Source organism: Parasalinivibrio latis (genome assembly GCF_036825535.1).
Lineage (GTDB): Bacteria > Pseudomonadota > Gammaproteobacteria > Enterobacterales > Vibrionaceae > Parasalinivibrio > Parasalinivibrio latis.
Genome location: NZ_CP098812.1, coordinates 1,991,949 through 2,014,010 on the forward strand (window position 1 = coordinate 1,991,949; position 22,062 = coordinate 2,014,010).

A 22,062-nucleotide genomic window follows, 5' to 3' on the forward strand; every position below is an offset into this window, starting at 1 on the left:
ATGGGTAGTCAACCATTTAACGATAAATGCTTATCTAGAGCTCCAATATTCATTGGTTTACCGAGAATCCAGCCCTGTCCATATTCAACGCCCAATTCCTCCAAAGCATTAACTTGTTCCTTGGTTTCGATACCCTCTGCAATAACATCCAATTGATGTTGTTTTGCTATTGTCACTATATTATTTAGAAGTGAAGACTTCACTGCGCCCTCTTTAATGTCCATCACAAACACTCTGTCTATCTTTAAAATTTTACTTTTTATTTTTCTTAACTGATTAAAATTTGAATAACCTGTCCCGAAGTCATCTATTGCAACAAATATTCCTTTTTCTTTAAGAATTGCCACGCTGTCCATGGCTTTTTCATCTTCAAGACATTCACTTTCAATAACTTCTAGTATAATGTTTCCACGAAATCGTTTAACACATTCCAATTCATCCAATACTACAAGCTCATTTTTTGATAAATCTTTCGGAAATATGTTTATATTGATCATAAAGTTCTCTCTGGCACCTTTTATCCCGGATAGTTCGTTTAGAGATTTAATCATCATCGCCTTTGTGAATTCCCAGGTCATATCAATCTGGCTAATAATAGGAATAAACTCACATGGGCTTAGGTTACCGTACCTGTCATTCAATCTTGACAGCAACTCAACACCAACCACTTTTTTAGTCTTTAGATCTACTATTGGTTCATAAACACAGCTAAAATTATTATTTTTTATTGCACTTCGAACTCTTTCTTCATTAGTATCATCGACGTGTATGCGATTTCGAATTAATAAGTAAAAGTAGGTTGATACTAACAAGCAAAGCAAAAAAATAAATGGATTTGAAAATTTCCCCGACGAGTCAAAATGAGAAAGATTTCTCTTCGTAACTAAACATATATTTCCTTGGTTAACACAACTCATATAGTTAAACTGAGGAATTGAGAGTAATGAGAATTCACTACCATCATCGCTTTGCAACTCAAATTTATTGATTCCAGCAAAGTGAACCAACTTGGAATTTGATTTTAACATTATTCTCCATTGATATTTTCTATCAATTAGATTTCTTACTGCATTTGAGTCAAGTGCTATTACATAGTCACCCAACTTTATTATTGTTGATGAAATAGTATTTCCAAGAATATCATAATTGAATTCTTTCCATATTTGATAACCATCCTCTGTGATTATATCCGGTTTTTTATTCTTTACTATTTGATATGGGATCCAACCATTTTCAGCAGAGCACAATGTTGAATTCTCACTTATAAAACCTGCATCTTTTGTGTATGATGATATCAAAATCAATTTTCTGATCTTATGTCTGGCTTTTTCATTACAAACTCTTATCCCCATATCGCTTAAATTAGAAAATATGATTTCTATATTTCTATACGCGCTGTCAAAATCATTTAATATTTCACCCGCTTCAATAGTTATCTCATTAACTATCTGAGCTGTAACCATCCTATGGCTTATCACATACGTAATTACAAAAATTAACGCCGAAATTATAACAGCCAGTGCCGTTGAGCTTATTCTAATCATTGTAAACCACCTCAAAAATAAAAATAGTTACAACTTCAGACATTACTTACTAAGTTTAACTATTAAAAAACTTATTATAATCACTCGAAATTGATATAAGATTAATAAAACGATAATATAATTATTATATTTTTGATAAACCAATCCAATACCATTTCAATTATCCTTCTTAAATCCTTAATGTTTTTTAGTAGAAATATCAAAATATATAGTATTAGGAGTTATTACTAGCGATATGGATTAACTATATTAAAAACCCCACGTTGTAAATTAATATACTAAGTAGTCAGTAATTTATAATATTGGCTCATGAAGCTCGCCACTTTCATGGTGGCGAGCATTTTTAGTCCTCATCCAACTCCAGATACCTTTGGCGTTTTTTAAGCAATTTTACTTGGAGCATTGCCTCTCCGTATGCAGCATGAAGATCTTCAATTTTCTTCTCATACTGCTCAGTAACATTTCTAGGATTTGCCCTCAATGCGTTTTCCATTCCGTTAAGCGCATCCCCAACCCATCGCTCGACCTCTGCGAGTGTCAAATCGTATGTTCTCGCAGTCTCTTTTGTCGTCGTTGTACCTTTTATGATTTCTTTAACCAGTTCCAGCTTTCGCTTCGCAGTCCAGCGTTTGATTTCGGTGTCATGACCCATCATGCCTCTCCCTCTCTTTCACCTGAATCCAGTCACTGCACGAGGCTATGCAGAGCCTGGTATTATTCACACGACTCACCTAACTAGAGAATGAAGTCCACTAACGTCTTTACGTATTATCAAACACTAATAACATTTCGCTTTCCAAAACTTATTAAAACACCCTCCTTAAAATAGTCATTTCTCCGTGACTTTAATAACAACTAGTTACAAATGAATTGGTCAGTCATTCAAACGGAGAGAACACCTTTCTATACTAGTATGATATAGCTCATTACATTGATATGCATATCAATATATTTAATTTTATTTCAAAATGTTGCAGACATCACAAACGTTTCAACCTTTCCATTTCATATTTTTATTACTGGCGAAAATTTTGTTTGATTTCAAATTCACTACATCATGTAAATACCCTCAAATTATACCTATGTAACCATCTGTTTAGTATACATTTTTTAAACAATAAGCCATTCATGAGGGATTGGGGAAATTAACTGGTAAGCTGTCTCAATTCATTATTAGATTTTTAATACAAACCTGAATGTTCATTTAGATAAATGGAATCAATTGATTTTAATTTGTCGTATGATTAAAACCAAAAATTATGGCACAACAAATTTATATCATACATATAAGCGACGGTCTTGTTGCTTCTGATTTTTCAATAACCTTCCACTTTGAATATTTTTATGCCTCAAGTCATAATTATTAATGTTAATTTACTATTATTTAGTTATTTGATAATTATCCAAACATAATGAATTAGTTATCTCCTCACCTCTTAAATTTGCAAATAATCAGAGGCCTCCTATATTTTCTTAATTTTCAAGCAATCGCGTATTACCCATCGTCTTTACACTGGCACTAAAAGAAGAGTCAGGATTGGTTTTCACACTTAAGGATACTTGACTTGTAAAATGAAGATTCCATACAAAAAGCGTCTAGTTCCCATTAGGTTACCTTTCGAGCGTGCAGTACTTCATTCAATTCAAGGCAATATTTAACTAGCAAGCATTCAAAGTATTATGTGGGCTTTCTCCCAAGCAAAAGCACTATGGCATTGCTTCATTATCATCTACACGTACCAAGTTGCTTGCTGTCTAACCGGTTGAGACAAGGAAATTGGCAACTTCCGTGGTGCTAACAACTAATTAGACGATCCAGATCTCATTTCGCCCCTTCATTGTGTGTGGTCATTTTTCAAATATCGGATAATCCTCACAGTTATTCTTCTATTTGCTAGTCGTCTAGGGAGTTACATCTCATTTATTCTCCCTATAAAGAAAAATTCAGGATGTACAACTCCTATGTGGATACCTTCTAAGCTGACCGCCCCGGCTCCGCTCCATAAGTCGATTCAGCGGGCACGCCTTCTCAGTGACCTGGAGCATGCACATCACTACAGGTTGGTGCTTTTCCAGTCTCCAGCCGGGTTTGGGAAGACAACCATGGCAGCACAGTGGCTGTCGACTTGCCAGAATGTTGGCTGGTTCAGTATTGATGAATCTGACAACGATCCGTTTTCTTTTGCCAATTACTTCACCGGTGCGCTCAATAAAGCCACCGATGACAGCTGCCCCAAAGCAGCATCTATCGTTCAACGAAGCCAGTTCGGTAACTTAAAGAGCCTGTTCAATCAGCTGTTTGCCGAGCTTGCAGGTTGGCATGAGCACGCCTATCTGGTTCTGGATGACTACCACCTCATCACAGATGAGGATATTCACAGTGCGGTCACCCATTTCATAAAGCACATGCCACAAAACCTGACATTGGTCATCACCTCCCGTACACAGCCGCCCCTCAGCATTGCGAACCTTCGTGTACGCTGCCAACTGCTTGAGGTTGATAACCTTGCCCTTGCATTTGATGACGATGAAACCCACCGTTTCCTCAGTCAGTTCAACGATCACCTTGCGGACGAGAACCAGAACAAAGCCCTCCGCGCCCAGGTAGAAGGCTGGCCGTCAGCCCTTCAGCTGATTGCACTGAATGCCCAGCATTCCAGAAGCATCCCTACCCTGTCCGGCAGCAATACGCTTTCCCACCTATGGGATTACCTCGCAGAAGAGGTCTTTGACCAGCTGGATCAGGACAGCCGGGAATTTCTGATGCAGTGCTCTGTGCTTGACCGTTTTAACCATGAACTGGTCAGTATGGTTACCGGACGTGAGGATGCACTGGCACGATTGGTAAACTTCAACCGCCATGGCCTCTTTATTAACGCCATTGATGCAGATGAACAGTGGTACCGCTTCCACAACCTCTTCGGTGAATTCCTCAGCCACCAGCGCCAACGCCTGATGCCGGGAATGGAAGATGAACTGCGTGAACGTGCTGTAGATGCATGGCTCAAAGCTGAAAACCCCAAGCAGGCACTCTCTACAGCGCTTGGGGCAAAGGACACATCACTCCGGGTAAAAGTTCTGCTGAACCACGGTTGGTACCTGTTTAACCATGGAAACATCCGGTTGCTGACAGATGCACTCAAAACACTGGGGGAGGATGAACTTTACAGTGAACCGCGACTGGTGTTACTCCGGGCATGGCTGGCGCAGAGCCAGCACCAGTACAACGAAGTGGGTGAGTTGCTTGAACAGGGGATGCGGGAAATGGCATCCAGGGATATCACCCTTAAAAGTACTGAACAAGGCGAGTTCAATGCCTTGCTCGCTCAGGTTGCGATTAACCAGAACAACGCTGACCGCGCATTGGAACTGAGTGAGCAGGCTTTCGAACAACTGCCTACCAATACTTACCATTCCCGTATTGTTGCCACATCAGTCGTGGGAGAAGTCCACCACTGCCTCGGTCAGCTCAGCCGGGCCCTGCCTCTGATGCAGCAAACGGAAAAGCTGGCGCGCCAGTATGAAATCTACCATCAGGCACTCTGGGCTATGCTGCAGCAATGCGAAATCTACACCGCACGCGGAGCAACTCAGTCAGGCTTAGATATTCTGGACAAAGCCGAAGCGCTGGTTAAGAACTACCACCTTGAGCAGGTTCCTCTCCATGAGTTTATGCTGCGCTTACGGGCCCAGGTCCTTTGGAGTATGAACCGCCTTGATGAATCCGAGGCATTGGTGAACCGCAGCTTAGAAGTGATGTCCCACTACGATGCCACCCGTTCCCTGCCCTCTTACACGACTCTTGCGAAAGTCTCACTTGCACGGGGCGAACTGGATAAAGCAGAAAGGCACCTCGAACACTGTGAGCAACTGCTTGGTCAGGCGGATTACCACCTGGACTGGCGTGCCAATATCTATATGGCTCAGCTTATCCTTTGGCAAATCCGCGGAAACGAAGACCGGGCAGCCGATTGGCTCACCCAAGCAGAAACGCCAGCAGGCGCTGCGAACCACTTCCAGCAACTGCAACACCGCAACCTTGCGCGGGCACATTTTATCTGTAGCAACACTGAGGAGGCAGAATCCATTCTCAATCAGATTCTTACCAAGAGCCGAGAACTGGATTTGGTTGCCGATACCCAGCGCAATCTTACCCTCCTCGCGTCAGTCCAGGAGAAAGCAGGTAAAAAAGGTGACGCAGAGACGTCGTTGACAGAGGCAATCAATCTTTCAACGGCAACCGGGATGACTGTTTGTTTTTATCTTGACCGGGTTGATCTTCAAGCTGTGTTCACACGATTAGCCAAGCAAGGCGACGTAGATCAACTGGTTCGTCACCAAGCTCGCACCCTGCTCGAGTCAATGAACCGCAACAGCCTCTCCCGCGCAGTACATTTCGACGAAGAACTTGTCGAAAAACTGCTTGCGAGCGAGACATTGCCGGAAGCTGTCAGAACCAGTCCCCTCACACTCAGAGAGTGGCAGGTACTTGGCCTTATCTACTCCGGCTACAGTAATGACCAGATATCATCAGAGTTGGATGTGGCTCCTACCACTATCAAAACCCATATCCGTAACCTCTATCAGAAACTGCAAATTGCCAACCGCGATCAGGCAATTGCTATTGCAGATAAGCTGATAAAAGCCATTCACTACTAAAAAACGCAAGCCTGGGTGGGGTGACTACGCCCCACCTTCCTCCTCCCCTTTTTTACTGCTTCCTTCACTCTGTCGGGACAATTGGCACTGTATTTCATTTTCCCCTTCTAGGAGCAAAATTTTTTCGCACCAAATCAGTGAGAAAACCTGTTTCATATCTCTTTTTTTGGCAGTTTCGCCAACTCTTTTGTGAGCGACTTAACAGGAATCTGCTACGCCCCGTTTTCTCATCCCCAAGTAATTTTTGGAGGGAGGATGAAGCGCGACATGGCGGGGAGCAAACTGGCATCAGTGAAATACAACGCCGATATGGCTCCCTCCTAATGTGATTGAAGAGGCGACAAAATGAGAACTCAAACCCAAGCGGCTGTGTTCAACAAGACAGAATTCAAGAAAGCAGTACTGGCACACCTGACCGGTACCTATGCCCAGATACCTGAGACTGCGAATGACCGTGGCTGGTACCTGGCAATGGCAAAAGCCCTCACCGATATGAGCATCGGTAACCTGATAGAAACCGAAGCTACCCTTGCCAAGAAAAATGCCCGTAAAGTTAACTACCTGTCGATGGAATTCCTCATCGGCCGAATGACCGGCAACAACCTGATTGCCATGGATATTTACCCGCAAGTTACCGAAGTCATGGCCGAATTCGGTATCAACCTGACCGATCTGCTCGAAGAAGAACGCGATCCGGCGCTGGGTAACGGAGGCCTGGGCCGTCTTGCTGCCTGCTTTATGGATTCACTGGTCGCGCAAGAATTCCCGGCAGTCGGCTATGGCCTCCACTACGAATACGGTCTCTTCCGCCAGTCTTTTAAAGACAGCGAGCAGAAAGAATCACCGGATGCATGGCGCGGTATTGAAGGCTACCCATGCGAAGTGGTACGCCCTGAACTGACACAAACGGTTGGATTCTGGGGTGACGTTGAAACCTATCAGGATGAAAACGGCAATACTCGCCGCCGCTGGAATCCCGCGATGGAAGTTGAAGGCCGCGCCTGGGACATTCCTGTTATTGGTTACAAAAACAACAGCACCTACCCGCTGCGCCTGTGGGAATGCCATGCACCGGCACCATTCAGCCTCGCCCGTTTTAACGACGGCGACTACATAGGCGCACAATACGGTGAACTGGAAGCTGCAAACCTGACCAAGGTGTTGTACCCGAATGACAACCACGAGCAGGGAAAAGTACTTCGCCTGATGCAGCAGTATTTCCACTGCGCATGTTCCGTGGCTGATATCCTCCGCCGTCATCTTGCTCTGGGCCGTACATTGGAATCCCTGCCAGAGTTTGAAACCATTCAGCTGAACGACACCCACCCAACCATCGCGATCCCTGAGCTGATGCGCGTCCTGATGGACGACCATGGCCTGACATGGGACAAAGCGTGGCATATCTGCAGCCGCACCTTTGCCTATACAAACCACACACTGCTTCCAGAAGCACTGGAAACCTGGAGTGCTGAGCTGATCGGCCGACTGCTACCACGCCACCTTGAAATTATCTTTAAGATTAACGCCCAGATGCTGGCTGAAGTTGAAGCAAAATGGCCGGGTGACGTAGCCAAGCTGCGCAAACTTTCCCTGATTCAGGAAGGCGACCACCAGATGGTTCGCATGGCCAACCTCTGTGTTGCAGCCTCCTACGCAGTTAACGGCGTAGCTGCCCTGCACTCAGAACTGGTTAAGAAGGATTTGTTCCCCGAGTTCAATGCGCTTTACCCTGAGCGTCTGTTGAACGTCACAAACGGTGTTACCCCACGCCGCTGGCTGAAGTTCTGTAACCCAGGCCTGTCTGCTCTTATCAATGAACACTTGGACGGTGACTGGGCAGCAAATCTGGAAAACCTCTCAGAATTGAACAAACTGGCTGGCAACAAAACCTTCCAGAAAAGCTTTATGGCAGTGAAAAAGCAGAACAAGCAGCGTCTGGCTGACTGGGTGTCTGCCAACATGGGTATCGAACTCAGCACTGACGCTATTTTCGATGTCCAGATCAAGCGTCTGCACGAGTACAAGCGCCAGCACCTGAACCTGCTGCACATTCTGTCACTCTACCAGCGACTGCTAAATGAACCGGGCTTCGATATGCACCCTCGTGTGTTTATCTTCGCTGCGAAAGCTGCACCGGGTTATGCGTTGGCGAAAGACATTATTTATGCCATTAACCGTGCAGCAGAAACCATCAACAATGACCCGCGTATCGGCAACAAGCTTAAAGTGGTGTTTATCCCGGACTACCGTGTCAGCCTGGCAGAAATCATTATCCCTGCTGCGGACGTTTCCGAGCAGATCTCCACTGCAGGTAAGGAAGCATCCGGTACCGGTAACATGAAGATGGCCCTGAACGGCGCCCTCACCATCGGCACCATGGATGGCGCGAACGTCGAAATCCGTGAGGAAGTGGGTGACGACAACATCTTTATCTTCGGTCTGGAGGTAGAAGACGTGGAGGCAACGCTGGCAAACGGCTACAACCCACGTGCGTTCTATGACAACAACCCGGAAATCAAAGCCGCTATCGACATGCTTTATGGCGATACCCTGACTCCGGGTTATTACGGCCGACTGGCGTCCATCGCCAACAACCTGCTGGAACAGGATCCGTACCTGGTCCTGGCGGACTTTGAAGACTACGCCCGAGCCCATGCCGACATCGACGAAGCATACCGTGATGAAGCGCGTTGGGCACAAATGGCAATTATCAACAGCGCGTCTATGGGCAAATTCAGTTCAGACCGCAGTATTCGCGACTACGTTGACACTATCTGGCATCTCGAAGCCACTCACCTGTAAGCACTGAATCTGGCGGCCCTCATATGACGGCCGCCTTAAATGAGTAAGAACATAATGGATACACAAGGATTAAAAGCGGTAGCAAGCCGTGCCGGGCTCTCTGACACCTATATCAGTGCCTGGGGTGAACCCACTAACGTCAGTGATACTGTGCTGGTTAAACTGCTGTCTGCACTTGGATATGACACCAAGAACGATGCCGCTTTGCTGGCATCAGCGGAACGCAAGCAGCGTGTTGATATTCTCTCGCCGGTACTCGTTATTCGCGAAGAACAGCCGGTAGATGTTGCATTGTCACTGGGCAAGACAGTACGCATTGGTGACTTCAGTTGGTCCCTGACACTTGAGAACGGTGAATGCCTCGAAGGCTGGCTGGAATCCCAGGTAGTGAGCGATACCCGCGAAGATGACGGTAAGCTGGTATTCCGCCTGGCCGATTCCCTGCCATTGGGATACCACCAATTGACACTGCGTCGTAAACGCCGCAAGAGCCCGTTTATCTCTACGCTGATCGTAGCCCCTGCAAGCTGCTACAAACAAGAATCACTGCAAGCTGACAAGAAACTGTGGGGAACCACGGTTCAGCTGTACACATTGAAAACCGAACAGAACTGGGGTATCGGTGACTTCGGTGACCTGATGCAACTGGTTGGGGGTATCGCAAACCGTGGCGGCGATTTTGTTGGCCTCAACCCTATTCACTCACTTTTCCCGGCAAACCCGGAAGGTGCCAGCCCTTACAGCCCTTCTTCCCGCCGTTGGCTGAATGTGCTGTACATTGATGTCAGCTCTGTACCGGAATTTGCCCTGAGTGATGAAGCCCAGCAGCTTGTTGGCAGTGCTGACTTCCAGACGCGTATCAAAGATACCCGTGACTCAGAGTGGGTGAAATACAGTGATGTGGCTGCGCTGAAAATGTCTGTCCTGCCAATGCTGTGGGAAACATTCAAATCCCGACAGCTTGAAAAGAAAACTGATCGCGCCCAGACCTTTAACCGCTTTGTTGATGCCGGTGGCGAAAGCCTTCTGCACCAGGCTGCTTTCGATGCCCTCCACGCTGAACTGAAGAAAACCGATGACAGCCTGTGGGGCTGGCCGGTATTCCCGGAAGAGTACCGCCATTTCTCCAACCCTGCGGTACAGAGCTTTATCAAGCAACATCAGGATAAAGTTCATTTTTACATGTACCTGCAATGGCTGGCTGAAGAACAGCTTGCTGCCGTACAGCAACTGGCAGAAGAACGCGGCATGGACATCGGTCTTTACCGCGACCTGGCTGTTGGCGTATGTGATTCAGGCGCAGAGAGCTGGGCGGACGAAGGCGCACTTTGCCTGGATGCCAGCATCGGTGCACCGCCGGATATCCTTGGCCCGCTGGGACAAAACTGGGGGCTGCCTCCGCTGAACCCTGAGTATTTGGTCAAACACGCTTACCGCCCATTCATTGAGTTGCTTCGCGCCAACATGAAACACTGCGGTGCACTGCGTATCGACCACGTACTCGGCCTGCTGCGGCTTTGGTGGATCCCGCGCGGTGATTCCGCCCGCGACGGAGCATACCTGTACTACCCTGTTTCTGACCTGCTGGCAATCCTTGCGCTGGAAAGCCACCGCAACCAGTGCAGTATCATCGGTGAAGACCTCGGGACGGTACCGGATGAAATCGTTGAACCGTTGGCTGACGGCGGTGTCCATTCATACAAGGTTTTCTTCTTCGAAACCGCAAAAGATGGCGGCTACCTGTCACCGCTTCATTATCCGGATCAGTCAATGGCAACCCTGTGCACCCATGACATGCCAACCCTGCGCGGATTCTGGCATTGTGATGACCTGCGTCTTGGCGAGGAACTGGGACTTTACCCGGACAAAGAACAACTTGAAGGCCTGTTCCAGACCCGCGCCGAAATGAAGCAGAAGATGCTCGACAGCATTCGCTGGCATGGCTGGTTACCGGATTACGTTGGGCAGGATGCACTTTATGTCCCAATGGACAAAGGCCTGTCCCATGGCATGCAACTGCACCTGGCAGCCGGCAGCAGTTCCCTGTTAGGCCTTCAGCTGGAAGACTGGCTGGAAATGGACAAGCCGGTAAACGTGCCGGGTACCGTTGATGAATACCCTAACTGGCGTCGTAAGCTTTCTACCACGCTGGATGACCTGTTCTCGCGGCAGGAAATCAACCAGTTGTGCCAGCGACTGACAGATGTACGCGCCAAAGCAGGCAAGCACGAGGGATAACCGGAATGCCGGATAACACCATTAACCCAACAACTACCATCACACGGCAGCTCGAAGGAGCTGCCTGTTCTGCACCATTTTCTGTACTCGGCCCTTCCGCTCTGCCTGAGACGGCCCTGACGGTATGGCAGCCGGAAGCGGTGAGGGTATCCATCATCGCTGGGAATCAATCCATTGCACTGACCCGGAAAGAGAGTGGGTTGTTTGTTCTTCCGCTTGAAGCCGGTTTCTCACTGGATAACCTCCTCTACCGGGTTCATGCCGAATACGAACAAGGCGAGCATACTTACGTCGATCCTTACCAGTTCCGTGATATTGCGCCAGCGGCTGAAAACGTACATAACCCAGTAACGGCCTATCAGGAAATGGGGGCGCAGCTTTGCAGTTACAGTCATGGAGGCGAATCCGTATCCGGCACACGTTTTGTGGTATTCGCACCGAATGCCAGCGCAGCCAGTGTGATTGGTGATTTCAATCAGTGGGATGGTCGCCGCCACCCGATGCAGCGTCTTGAAAACGGCTTTTGGGGCCTGTTTGTACCGGGCATTGAAGCTGGTGCGACCTATAAGTTTGAACTGAAAGACGGGCTGGGTAACCGGCTGGCACACAAAGCAGACCCTTGGGGTTATCACGCCGACCAATACCCGTCGTTCGCATCCCGAGTTTACGACCAGAGCGCTTACCAATGGCAAGATGAAACGTGGCAAAACCGCCCGTTCACACCGCCACATAAACAGCCGCTCTCCTTCTACGAATTGCACGCAGGTTCCTGGAAACGAAATCCAGACGGTGATTTCCTGACTTACCGTGAACTGGCTGCAGAGCTGATCCCTTACCTCTCAGAAATGGGTTACACCCACGTAGAACTCATGCCGGTTTCTGAATACCCGTTTTACGGCTCCTGGGGATACCAACCTGTAGGCCTGTTTGCACCAACCAGCCGATTTGGTACACCGGATGACTTCAAGTACTTTGTAGACTGCTGCCACCAGGCGGGCATTGGGGTTGTCCTGGATTGGGTCCCGGCCCACTTCCCATCTGATGACCACGGCCTGGCAAACTTCGACGGCACTGCGCTCTACAATGACCCAGATCCCCGCCGCGGCTGGCACCCGGACTGGAACAGCTATATCTACGATTATGGCCGTCCTCACGTTCGCGAATTCCTGGCTGCCAACGCACTGTTTTGGCTGGATTGTTTCCACATTGACGGTTTGCGTGTCGATGCGGTTGCTTCAATGCTTTACCTCGACTACTCGCGCAACCACGGTGAATGGATTCCCAACCGTGATGGTGGCAACCACAATTATGACGCTATTTCCCTGCTCCGCTGGGTAAACGAAGAAGTCTATCGCCACCACCCAAAAGCCATCACCATTGCAGAGGAATCCACCGCATTTCCAGGTGTTACCCAGCCGACCTACAACGGTGGCCTTGGTTTTGGATTCAAATGGAATATGGGCTGGATGCACGACAGCCTGAGCTATATCAAGGAAGAGCCGGTTCACCGTAAATATCACCACGGTACCCTGACCTTTCCACTGGTTTATGCGTTCAGTGAGAACTACGTGTTGTCGCTTTCCCATGACGAAGTAGTTTATGGCAAGGGTTCAATCCACAATAAGATGCCGGGCGATGAGTGGCAAAAAGCCGCAAACTTACGCGCCTATCTCGGATACATGTATGGACAGCCGGGTAAAAAGCTGAACTTTATGGGTACCGAAATCGGCCAGACTGCCGAGTGGAACCACGACAGCCAACTGGAATGGCACTGGATGCAATACGAGAAGCACCAGGGCGTTCAGAATCTGGTTAAAGATCTCAACAACCTTTACCGCACTGAGCCAGCTTTGTATGAGCGGGACTGTGATCCATCCGGTTTCGAATGGCGGATGATGGATGACGCAGACCTGAGCGTGATTGCCCACGAGCGACTGGATGACAACGGCAACCGTATCCTTGTCATCAGTAACTTCACACCGGTTGTCCGTGAAGGCTACCGTATTGTTAGTCCAGTTGAAGGCCGCTACGAGCTTATGCTTAACACCGATGATGCACGCTATTGGGGTTCCGGCATCTCGCCAGAACAAACGGTGCCGGTGAAAAATGGACAGTTGTCCCTCACCCTGCCACCGCTGGCAACAGTGTTCCTGCGCCACATACAATGATTTCACAGTTCCTCTAGTTTTTGCCGGCTGAAATGCCGGCTTTTTTATTCCTGCTTTTTGAAAATAGTCAAATTAAGCAAAGTATTCGTCATTCAACCAGGCTCTTATTAAGTATTTAACTTTGGATATATTCTGTCTTGTAATATATCCACCACCGAGAAAAGAGTGAATTATGCATGAGCAGTTTATGGATATTGCACTTGATGAAGCTAAAAAAGCACTCCAAAAAGGAAATCTTCCCGTGGGAGCTTGCATTGTACTTAACAATGAAGTGATTTCAGTTGCGCACAACAGTGTAGATTCAAATCTGAATGACACACATCATGCGGAACTTAGGGCAATTCAAAGTGTATCCGATGTGTTGTTTCAGAATAAAAGAAACGCCACCATATACACTACATTGGAGCCCTGCATGATGTGCTTGGGGGCTATCTTGAACGCCGATATTACCCATATTGTTTACGGGTTACCGGATAAGCTAGCAGGCACTACCGAACTGGTTAAGGAACATCCTTACTATTATAGAAAATTAGCTACCATCACCGGTGGAATAAGTGCAACGAAAAGCCAAGAATTGTTGAATCAATACGTAAACGAATACGGCGAAAGGAAGCACTTGTCGTCAAATTATTAACCTAAAGAAATATCATTATGCGCAAGGAATGCACATGATAAGACATGTTTTACTGATAAAGTTTCAGCCGTCTGTGACTCAGGCAGCGATTGACGACATACAGGTACTTTTTGAAGAAATACCAACAAAGGTTGAAGGCGTATTGGCTGTGGAATGGGGGCTTAATAATAGTCCGGAAGGCCTGAACAAAGGTTATACCCACTGTGTAGTGATGACTTTTACCAATGATGCCGGGCGGCAAAACTACTTGCCCCATCCCGAACACCTTGCATTGAAAAATGTCTTTGTCCCAGCACTCGAAGATGTCATTGTCTTTGATTACAGTATCTGAGCCCGAAGTGCACCACCGAAACTTCATTGACAGGGAAGCACTATGGATTTTCTACTGCTTTTACTTTGTATTTTTGCTGCGGGTTTTCTTTACCTGTTTCGCAAATACTGGTTTAACGCCAGGCTGCCCACTAACCATCAATGGGAAATGCTGCCTTCCCTGACCGAATATCTGTTGAAACATCCAGAATGCAAAATAGATGACCAACGCTCAGCAAAATGCTGCCACTGCGGTTCTGGTAAGGTGGTATTTGAAGCACTTGATGGTTTTGACGGACAACGATTCCTTCATCGGTGTTTTTCCTGCAAACGTTATCTTTTCAAAGGAAAAAATATTATTTAATGGCTGTGCGCCTCTCCCCTTCAAGAGGCTGTAACTGGAAGAGATCTGTAACATTGTCTTGGTAAAAAGCCCGCAGTACACGGGCTTATAGTTCTTAATCTTCGTTCGCATCATACTGCTGCGAAAGGATCTCCGTTTAAAGAAGCGAAACAGTCTCTATATCGCTTGCTTTCAGGGCTGTTGGTTCAAAAAATGGTTAAACACAAGGTCACTTAGCTCTTAACAGGTTTCAGAGAGCCTCGTAATTGAAGATGACAATCCAGTTTGATTAGACGCGGGGGCTCGTTAACATTATCTTCTATGCGCGATAAAATTAACTCTGCGATGTTTGCAGCAATGCGTTCATTGGGTTGCTGTATCGCTGTCACTCCCGGAGTCATTATGCTAAACATGTCGGGATCATCAAATGAAATTAGATCAACATCTTCACCCGAAGTTTTTCCAAGCGATTTTAAACATCGGAGTGCGCCTATAGTCAAAACATAATTCGAATAGAAAATGACAGTTGGTGGCTCTTCTAGTGATAAAAACTGTTGAGTAGCAACATAACCATTAACCTCAGTCCAGGATTTACGGTGGATAATTGCTGCATCAAGTGGAATACTTGCATCTTTCAACGCATCTACATAACCCTGATAACGACTGACCGCCGTAACCGACGAAAAATCGCCGCAAACGAAACCAATCTTCTTATGTCCAAAAGAAATAGCCAGTTTTATAGCATCGTAGGTAGCCTGATAGTCTTCAACCAAAACCTTATCCACTTCAAGATCGGTTATATTGTCGTTGAAGATGACTACAGGCAGATTTTTAGCAACAAGATCCTCAACATGCTCTTTCGCACTTTGGATGCCAGAAAACACAATACCATCCAGGTGTCTGGCTTCTGCAAACATCAAGGCATCCCGAACTTTTTCAGGGGAATTTCCATGTGTATAGGTAAGAAGGAAATATCCTTTCATACCTAATTTTTCAGCCAAAACATCGAGGATTTTTGAATTGAAATCTTCCAATACGGGGACGAAAAATCCAATAGCCAGTGTTTTTTTGGTTTTCATTGCCCTGGCTATCGGATTTGCACTGTAATCCAGAGATGCTATGGCGTCTTCAATTTTTTTTACATTTGATACCCGGAGTTTTTGACCATTGAGATAACGTGACACCGTTCCAATGGCAACATCCGCAGCTTCAGCGACATCCACAATTGTTGGCTTTTTCATTCCCTTGAACCATCCTGCACCCATTTTCCAATGATAGATATAACAGTTATGGAACGAATGTGAAGTACAAAATAGAAATATTTTATTTCCCTTGCAAGCCCTCATGATTCAAGGGCTACACACATCATACCAACCTCATTTAACTCACAGAAAACTAGAAGATTAATCGAGCTGACTATTATCTAAGATAAAACTTTCTGACCAAGTCTAATCTTCGTTCGCATCATACTGCTGTGAAAGGATCTCTTTTTCCAACAGGCCCGTTCCGCCCAGCACAGGGTACCTGCGGTCAACTAACGGCCTGTTAAACTGCAACTGTCCGATGATTTCTTTTTGATTTGAAACTGTACTGACAGGTGCAACAGTTACCCCATCAACATCAAGTGTGCCAGATTCAGAGTCGACCACTAAATCCATGGAATTTTCCAATTTGAGGGAATAATGCTGACGAATCCCGGCTTGGGTATCAAAACCAAATGCCATTTCAATTACCCCATTACTGTATGACACTGTATATTTTTCTTTACTTCCTTCTCTCTGGAAAGATACTAACAGCCTCTCACCGTTTCCGAATGGCAGCGTCGCATACGCGTCGGTCCAACATGCAGGAAATTGAGGTATCAGGGAAACCTTTCCTTTGAGCATGTCCGGCCGGAAGCCAACATAATCCTGATACCCGTTGCGGTGAAATTCCGACACTGACCACGCCTGGGCGTAGGTACCGGTTGTCACTAGGTTGCCATTCTCGTCTGGGAAAGCATCGAGGTTCTCACTCATGGTTCCGCGATGGCCGATGGAAAGAATCTGGTCCGCCAGATTTTGTGTCAGTTTGTATGCCAGCTCTTTTTCCCCGTATTGCAGCATGGCAGATACGGTAAACCCTGCATTCCATCCCCAAATGGTACCGTTATGGTAGGCGGCATCCTTGTGGTATTCATCCCGGCCGTTGTGGTAAGGATGGAACCAGTGGTCGTGCTGGGAAAGCGAGCTGATACCCCACGGGAACAAGAGTTCATTCACCGCATTTTTTACCACATGCGCACCGTTTTCTGCCGGTACCAAATCCTGCTCGAGAGGCACAGTCAGCGTCATTAACTGGTTAGGGCGGCACCGGAAATCCTGTGTGTCGTCGCCCTCAATTCGGTCAGCCATCAACGTCAGTCGACTGTCCCAGAACAGGCGGTTAAATGCACTCTGTACTTTTTCAGCCATAGCCGAAAATTTCTGCTGGCCAGCATCGTCACCAGACAATTCAGCAAGTTCAGCCGCCACTTTCAAACTGGTAAACCAGAGCGCCTGGATATCGTTTGCACGGTTACCACGGGCTGACCACGGGATTTTTCCTTCCCATTTGGCATCCATCCAGGTATCCGGGTGTCGGTGGCTCATCAGGCCATTTTCGTCCAGGTAATTCTGCTCAACGCCCTCGACGTATGCCTTTACAACCGGGTATATATCGACGGCGAAAGCGCTGTCTCCGCTATAGCGGAGGTATTCGCCGATTTCACGAACCATCCAAGGCGTACCATCAGTGGTGTTGTAGATGATATTGGTGGCGCTCGAAACCCGGTTGGGAATCCGGCCATAGTTAATATCATTTCGGTCCTTTTGCTGCATGGACGCGAAATTGGTAATGATGTCACGCGCATCATCAAAATCGCCGTTGGCCAGCGTAATACCCGGTACTGCTATAAAAGAGTCCCGTCCCCAGCAATCTTTAAACCATGGTAAACCCGCCCAGATACCCGTACCAAATTCGCGGGATACAAAGACTTTGCCTGCTGCCTTGGACCACATCAGGGCGCGGTTATAAGTCTCATCAGACGTCCATAGATAACTGCGGGTCAGCATGTCATAGGTTGCCTGCAGGTGCAGGTAGTAGCCGTTTTCTTTGTAAGCCGCCTCAGCCATTTCCCTCGCTTTTTGCTCAGTCTCGGCAAAGGCCAGATAAACCGTCAGTTCCTTTTCCGGGCGTGTGGTTTCAATCACCGGTTTTACATGCAGGCCGCTGAGGTGCATAACGCTGTCGAGTTCAGGAAAGCCAGACAGTGTTTCCTCTCGGAACGTAAACGGCTTATTGGCAGTGATGGCTACAAATGAGGGAGCATCCGGCTGACGCAGCGATTCTTCCAGCGCATATACCACGCAGTTGTCATAAGCAACAACGGAAGATTGGTTGATTGCCAGGTTTAACGCAGGTACAACGCCAAGTTTGGCTTCGTCTTCACTTTGAACCCGCAACGCAGCCATTCGCCTGCCGGAAAAGATACTAAGGGTATCTTTCAGCCCGTTAGCGTACTCATGGGTGATTCCGTAAGGATATAACGCCGCTTCATCGGCTTTAGTTTTGTCCTTTAATACACCGTTTACCAGTGTGGCAAAGGTACCAAGGAACCAACCCTGTTTATGTCGGTATTTCCCCGCAGAGACAAACCGGTGGGTAAAACCTTCGTAATAACCGTCAACATTGTCACCGAACACAAACGGGTAACTTCCGTTCTCGCGAATAGCCATTGCTTCAAACAACTCATCCGGGGAAAGTACCGGCTCAGGCTTACCCTGAATGATGACATCCGGGCTTGGCTCAACACGAATTTCCGCTGAAAGAAGCGGTCTGTTGGGATCCGCATCCAAGTTCTCACCACCGAGTTCAATTGTCAGAATGGGTGCAGAAAGGTCACTGATATCCAAGGTCAGGGTATACAGCCCGGTCTGGGGGGCATCCAGGATAAGGTCATTCCCAATGCCTTTTGCTGGCATCAGGGCACAAGGCGATGCCAGTTCACACTGAGTGGCTTTCTGTTTGTCTGCGGAAAACGTCAGCAGCTCTGAACCATCGCGGTCAGAAATCTTAAACTGGTGGCGGTCAGCAGAAAGGCACAGCGTGGCTTGGTAGCGGTTGTTTCCACTGTATCCCATCGGCGTATCGTCACCCCAGCCGTTGAAGGTGCCACGGATATAAAGCGTTTCAGAAATAGGTGCAGTCGCGTTCACGGTTTATCCTGATTGGTCTGTGACAATAAAACCCGGCACAGGAGAAACGTACCGGGCGTTTAGCAAGTTAGTTGATTTGCATCGCCGCGGAGTCAAGCGCGTCCTTAACGGTCTGGCGACCAAGGATTGCGTTTTCAATGGCTGCACCTTCTGCAAACCAAAAAGCAGTCATTTGCGGGATGTTCGGCATGATTTCACCGTTTTCAGCATTGGTCATGGTGGCAGCTATGCGGCTGTCTTTCTCCAATACTTGCTGGAAGGATTTCAGCGTCACCGCACCGAGTGGTTTGTCGTCATTCATGGTTTTCAGGCCATCATCAGTGATGACGTAGTTTTCAAGAAACTCGACAGCGAGATCCTTGTTCAGGCTTGATGAGTTGATGCCTGCACTCAAAACGCCAACAAACGGATTAGATGCACCGCCATCCAGCGTTGGCAGCACGGCTACCCCGTAATTCACACCGGTTTTGTCCATATTCGCCCATGACCAGGGGCCATTAATGGTCATCGCCACATTGCCTTTGTTAAATTCGGCTTCAGATACCGCGTAATCCATATCTGGTGAGATAACCCCTTTCTTTGTCAAATCAACAAGAAATTGAAGGCCATTTTGTCCGGCTTGGCTGTTTACGCCAATCTGGGAACCATCAAACCCGGTCTCTGTTTTCTTGAACGCATAACCACCGTTGGCAGATATCATTAGCCAGGTAAAGTAAGCGTTTTTCACATCCCACATGATGGTGCGCTTGCCTTTCGCCTTCATCTCTTTGTCGATGGCTTCAAGCTCTTCCCAGGTTTTTGGCGGGTTCGCAAGCAGATCTTTATTGTAAATCAGAGACGGGGTTTCCAACGCCACCGGGTAACCAACCAGTTTGCCGTCCCAGGTGACTGCATCCCAGCTAAAATCCACCAGCTTTTCCCGGAAAGCCTTGCTTGGGTTCAACTCCACCAGAAGACCGGCTGACGCATATCCGCCAAAGCGGTCATGCGCCCAGAAAATGATGTCCGGACCGCCACCGGTTGCGGCAACCTGTTGGAACTTGGCTTCAAGGGATTCAGGGTACTGAACATTTACTGAGACACCGGTGTCTTCGGTAAACTGGCGGCCGATTTCGGCAAGACCTTCGTAGCTCTTGTCACCATTGATCCAAATAAGGATCTCCCCTTCCTGCATCGCGTTGGCGGAAAGCGGAAACAGCGCAGCGGCAGTCAGCACAGAAAGTAGAGTCAGTGCAGGTTTCATAGTTATCGTCCTTTTTGAATGAAAACCGAAAGCGCACCGGCTTCAGCAAGCCGGTGCCAAAAAGAGATCAGTAAGGAAGATCAGGTAAGTTCGAAGACTTTGGCTGCCAATGCGTCGGCAATTACTGTTACCTCGCCGCAACCGTCCGTTACCCGAAGTGTTGCCGTTTCATAGCCATACAGGGCTTCGCAAAGTGGATAACAGCCGTCCGCCAGTTGCCAGGCAGAAATCACCTCAGCAGGTATCACGAGAGATACCTTGCCTTTGGCTTGAGTATCAAAGTGGCTAAACGCAATCAGCTTCTGGCCAGCTTCATGTGAAATGCGGGCGAAAGCAAACATGGTCTCATCATATCCCAGCCCTGCTTCCCGGCTCGCGTTATGCAGCTCCGCATAGTCGCCATCCAGAGCCGGTGCAGAAAGGGTGAAATTCAGCAGCCTTTTGTAGAAGTCCCGAAGCGCTTTTTCTTTGTCCGAAAGCTGTCCGCCATCAAAATTGCCGCCGTTCATCCAGCGTTGATGGGATGGCACACCGCAGTAGTCAAAAATGGATGTGCGAGACTGACGGCCAAATCCCATGTCGCCATCGCCAGCTTCCCCCACTTCCTGACCGAAGTAAATCATGGCAGGGGCTTTGTCCATCAGCGCAGAAACCAACATGGCAGGCTTGCCCTTGTCACCATCCCCAGCAAATTGCGGGCTGGCAACTCGCTGCTCATCATGGTTGTCGAGAAAATGCAGCATATGGTTTCCAATGTCTGCCAACTGGCGCTGATTGGCCGCGATATGGTCAGTAGATACTTTCCCTTGCATGACGGCTTTCAGGGTGTCATACAGGTCAACTTTGTCATAAAGCGCATCCATCTTGCCTTGATGGATGTAAGTTCGGTAAAGGTCCGGCTGGTAGACTTCTGCCAGCAAAAAAGCGTCCGGGTCGATATATTTGATCGCCGAGTTCAGGTAGCTCCAAAATTCTACCGGCACCATTTCAGCCATGTCATAGCGGAAACCATCAACACCCAACATCAGCCAATATTCAGCGACATGGCGGAACTTGCGCCATGAATCTGGCACTGACTTGCCCTGCCAGAATTGAAAATGCGCTTCATGGCTAAGTGCCATATATGTTTTCGGCAGCTCATCAAAGTCTTTGCTGCCGTCCGGGCGAATGCCGTAATTCACCTTGACCGTTTCATACCAGTCATCAAAATCCGGCTTTGCTTTCCGGGCACCATTGCCGGTCCACTTCGCCGGGAACTCGTGGTAAGCCTCAGCCAGCATTGGATGCTCTTCCCCACCCAAAGGTGCAAAACCTTCTTCATAATCCGGCAATTCAAATGCTTCACCGGGCAGGTAATAAAAGTTGTTGTCGCGGTGGTATTCCAATGAGGTATCGTCCGATGCACCAAAGTCTTCCACACCTTCGGGGTTGCTCAGACCTTCATAGCTGCGCGCAACATGGTTCGGCACGATATCCATGATGACCTTGAGGCCGGCTTTGTGGCTTCGGTCAATCAATGCTTTGAATTCTTCAAGGCGCTCTGCCGGGTTGTCAGCCAGATCCGGGTTGACGTTGTAATAGTCCTTCACCGCATACGGTGAACCGGCTCGCCCCTTCACAACGGCCGGGTGATCTTTGCTGATTCCAAATTCGGTGTAATCGCAGATCAATGCATGGTGCGGTACGCCGGTATACCAGATATGGGTGACGCCGAGCGCCTTGATTTCAGATAGAGCCTTATCGGTAAAGTCACTGAATTTTCCAACACCATTTTGCATCTTGGTTCCCCAAGGCGCATTGCTTGTATTCTGGTTTCCAAACAGGCGGGTAAATACCTGATAGACCACTTTTTTGTTGTTCTTCTTCATCGGCCAGTCTCTACACGTC

Annotated in this window: 13 protein-coding genes; 7 read left to right on the forward strand and 6 right to left on the reverse strand. The window is 47.8% G+C overall.

The features are described from left to right. Nucleotides 1-8: 8 nt before the first annotated feature. Together NF212_RS09375 and NF212_RS09380 are read right to left on the reverse strand one after the other, a co-directional pair. Nucleotides 9-1,544 carry an EAL domain-containing protein gene (locus NF212_RS09375; RefSeq protein ID WP_434354922.1) on the reverse strand — a complete coding sequence of 512 codons (1,536 nt, stop codon included), beginning with the start codon at nt 1,542-1,544 and terminating at the stop codon, nt 9-11. Nucleotides 1,545-1,887: 343 nt separating this feature from the next. Beyond that, entirely contained in the window at nt 1,888-2,199 is a 312-nt protein-coding gene (locus NF212_RS09380) for a DUF1153 domain-containing protein (RefSeq protein WP_434354924.1), read from the reverse strand. A gap of 1,307 nt (nt 2,200-3,506) precedes the next feature. Between NF212_RS09380 and malT the strand changes: the two genes are divergently transcribed. From malT to NF212_RS09415, 7 genes are all read left to right on the forward strand, one after another. Continuing rightward, nucleotides 3,507-6,203 carry an HTH-type transcriptional regulator MalT gene (gene malT / locus NF212_RS09385; protein WP_434354929.1) on the forward strand — a complete coding sequence of 899 codons (2,697 nt, stop codon included), beginning with the start codon at nt 3,507-3,509 and terminating at the stop codon, nt 6,201-6,203. Between the two features lie 345 nt (nt 6,204-6,548). Beyond that, nucleotides 6,549-9,005, forward strand: coding sequence for a glycogen/starch/alpha-glucan phosphorylase (locus tag NF212_RS09390; protein WP_434354931.1), 2,457 nt, complete (start codon nt 6,549-6,551; stop codon nt 9,003-9,005). 51 nt (nt 9,006-9,056) lie between these two features. Next, nucleotides 9,057-11,243 carry a 4-alpha-glucanotransferase gene (gene malQ, locus NF212_RS09395; protein ID WP_434360863.1) on the forward strand — a complete coding sequence of 729 codons (2,187 nt, stop codon included), beginning with the start codon at nt 9,057-9,059 and terminating at the stop codon, nt 11,241-11,243. Between the two features lie 5 nt (nt 11,244-11,248). Next, entirely contained in the window at nt 11,249-13,411 is a 2,163-nt protein-coding gene (gene glgB, locus NF212_RS09400; RefSeq protein ID WP_434354933.1) for a 1,4-alpha-glucan branching protein GlgB, read from the forward strand. Nucleotides 13,412-13,583: 172 nt separating this feature from the next. Continuing rightward, complete coding sequence (locus tag NF212_RS09405) at nt 13,584-14,045, forward strand: nucleoside deaminase (RefSeq protein WP_434354935.1); 462 nt, start codon at nt 13,584-13,586, stop codon at nt 14,043-14,045. A gap of 34 nt (nt 14,046-14,079) precedes the next feature. Next, nucleotides 14,080-14,376, forward strand: coding sequence for a Dabb family protein (locus tag NF212_RS09410; RefSeq protein WP_434354937.1), 297 nt, complete (start codon nt 14,080-14,082; stop codon nt 14,374-14,376). Between the two features lie 42 nt (nt 14,377-14,418). Then, a complete protein-coding gene (locus NF212_RS09415) occupies nt 14,419-14,718 on the forward strand; it encodes a hypothetical protein (protein ID WP_434354939.1) in 300 nt (99 codons plus the stop codon). A gap of 212 nt (nt 14,719-14,930) precedes the next feature. Here NF212_RS09415 and NF212_RS09420 read toward each other — a convergent pair whose 3' ends face one another. From NF212_RS09420 to NF212_RS09435, 4 genes are all read right to left on the reverse strand, one after another. Then, complete coding sequence (locus tag NF212_RS09420) at nt 14,931-15,938, reverse strand: LacI family DNA-binding transcriptional regulator (RefSeq protein ID WP_434354941.1); 1,008 nt, start codon at nt 15,936-15,938, stop codon at nt 14,931-14,933. 207 nt (nt 15,939-16,145) lie between these two features. After that, a complete protein-coding gene (locus NF212_RS09425; protein ID WP_434354943.1) occupies nt 16,146-18,932 on the reverse strand; it encodes an amylo-alpha-1,6-glucosidase in 2,787 nt (928 codons plus the stop codon). A 67-nt stretch (nt 18,933-18,999) separates the two neighbouring features. Then, nucleotides 19,000-20,175, reverse strand: coding sequence for a maltose/maltodextrin ABC transporter substrate-binding protein MalE (gene malE / locus NF212_RS09430; RefSeq protein ID WP_434354945.1), 1,176 nt, complete (start codon nt 20,173-20,175; stop codon nt 19,000-19,002). Between the two features lie 80 nt (nt 20,176-20,255). Then, on the reverse strand, nt 20,256-22,043 hold the full coding sequence (locus NF212_RS09435; protein WP_434354947.1) for an alpha-amylase family protein: 1,788 nt from the start codon (nt 22,041-22,043) through the stop codon (nt 20,256-20,258). Nucleotides 22,044-22,062 lie beyond the last annotated feature (19 nt).

Coding starts and splice junctions, on each gene's coding strand:
- NF212_RS09420 (WP_434354941.1), bottom strand. CDS start 15,938: ATGAAAAAGCCAACAATTGTGGATGTCGCTGAAGCTGCGGATGTTGCC.
- malE (WP_434354945.1), bottom strand. CDS start 20,175: ATGAAACCTGCACTGACTCTACTTTCTGTGCTGACTGCCGCTGCGCTG.
- NF212_RS09390 (WP_434354931.1), top strand. CDS start 6,549: ATGAGAACTCAAACCCAAGCGGCTGTGTTCAACAAGACAGAATTCAAG.
- glgB (WP_434354933.1), top strand. CDS start 11,249: ATGCCGGATAACACCATTAACCCAACAACTACCATCACACGGCAGCTC.
- malT (WP_434354929.1), top strand. CDS start 3,507: ATGTGGATACCTTCTAAGCTGACCGCCCCGGCTCCGCTCCATAAGTCG.
- NF212_RS09415 (WP_434354939.1), top strand. CDS start 14,419: ATGGATTTTCTACTGCTTTTACTTTGTATTTTTGCTGCGGGTTTTCTT.
- NF212_RS09375 (WP_434354922.1), bottom strand. CDS start 1,544: ATGATTAGAATAAGCTCAACGGCACTGGCTGTTATAATTTCGGCGTTA.
- NF212_RS09435 (WP_434354947.1), bottom strand. CDS start 22,043: ATGAAGAAGAACAACAAAAAAGTGGTCTATCAGGTATTTACCCGCCTG.
- NF212_RS09380 (WP_434354924.1), bottom strand. CDS start 2,199: ATGATGGGTCATGACACCGAAATCAAACGCTGGACTGCGAAGCGAAAG.
- NF212_RS09405 (WP_434354935.1), top strand. CDS start 13,584: ATGCATGAGCAGTTTATGGATATTGCACTTGATGAAGCTAAAAAAGCA.
- NF212_RS09410 (WP_434354937.1), top strand. CDS start 14,080: ATGATAAGACATGTTTTACTGATAAAGTTTCAGCCGTCTGTGACTCAG.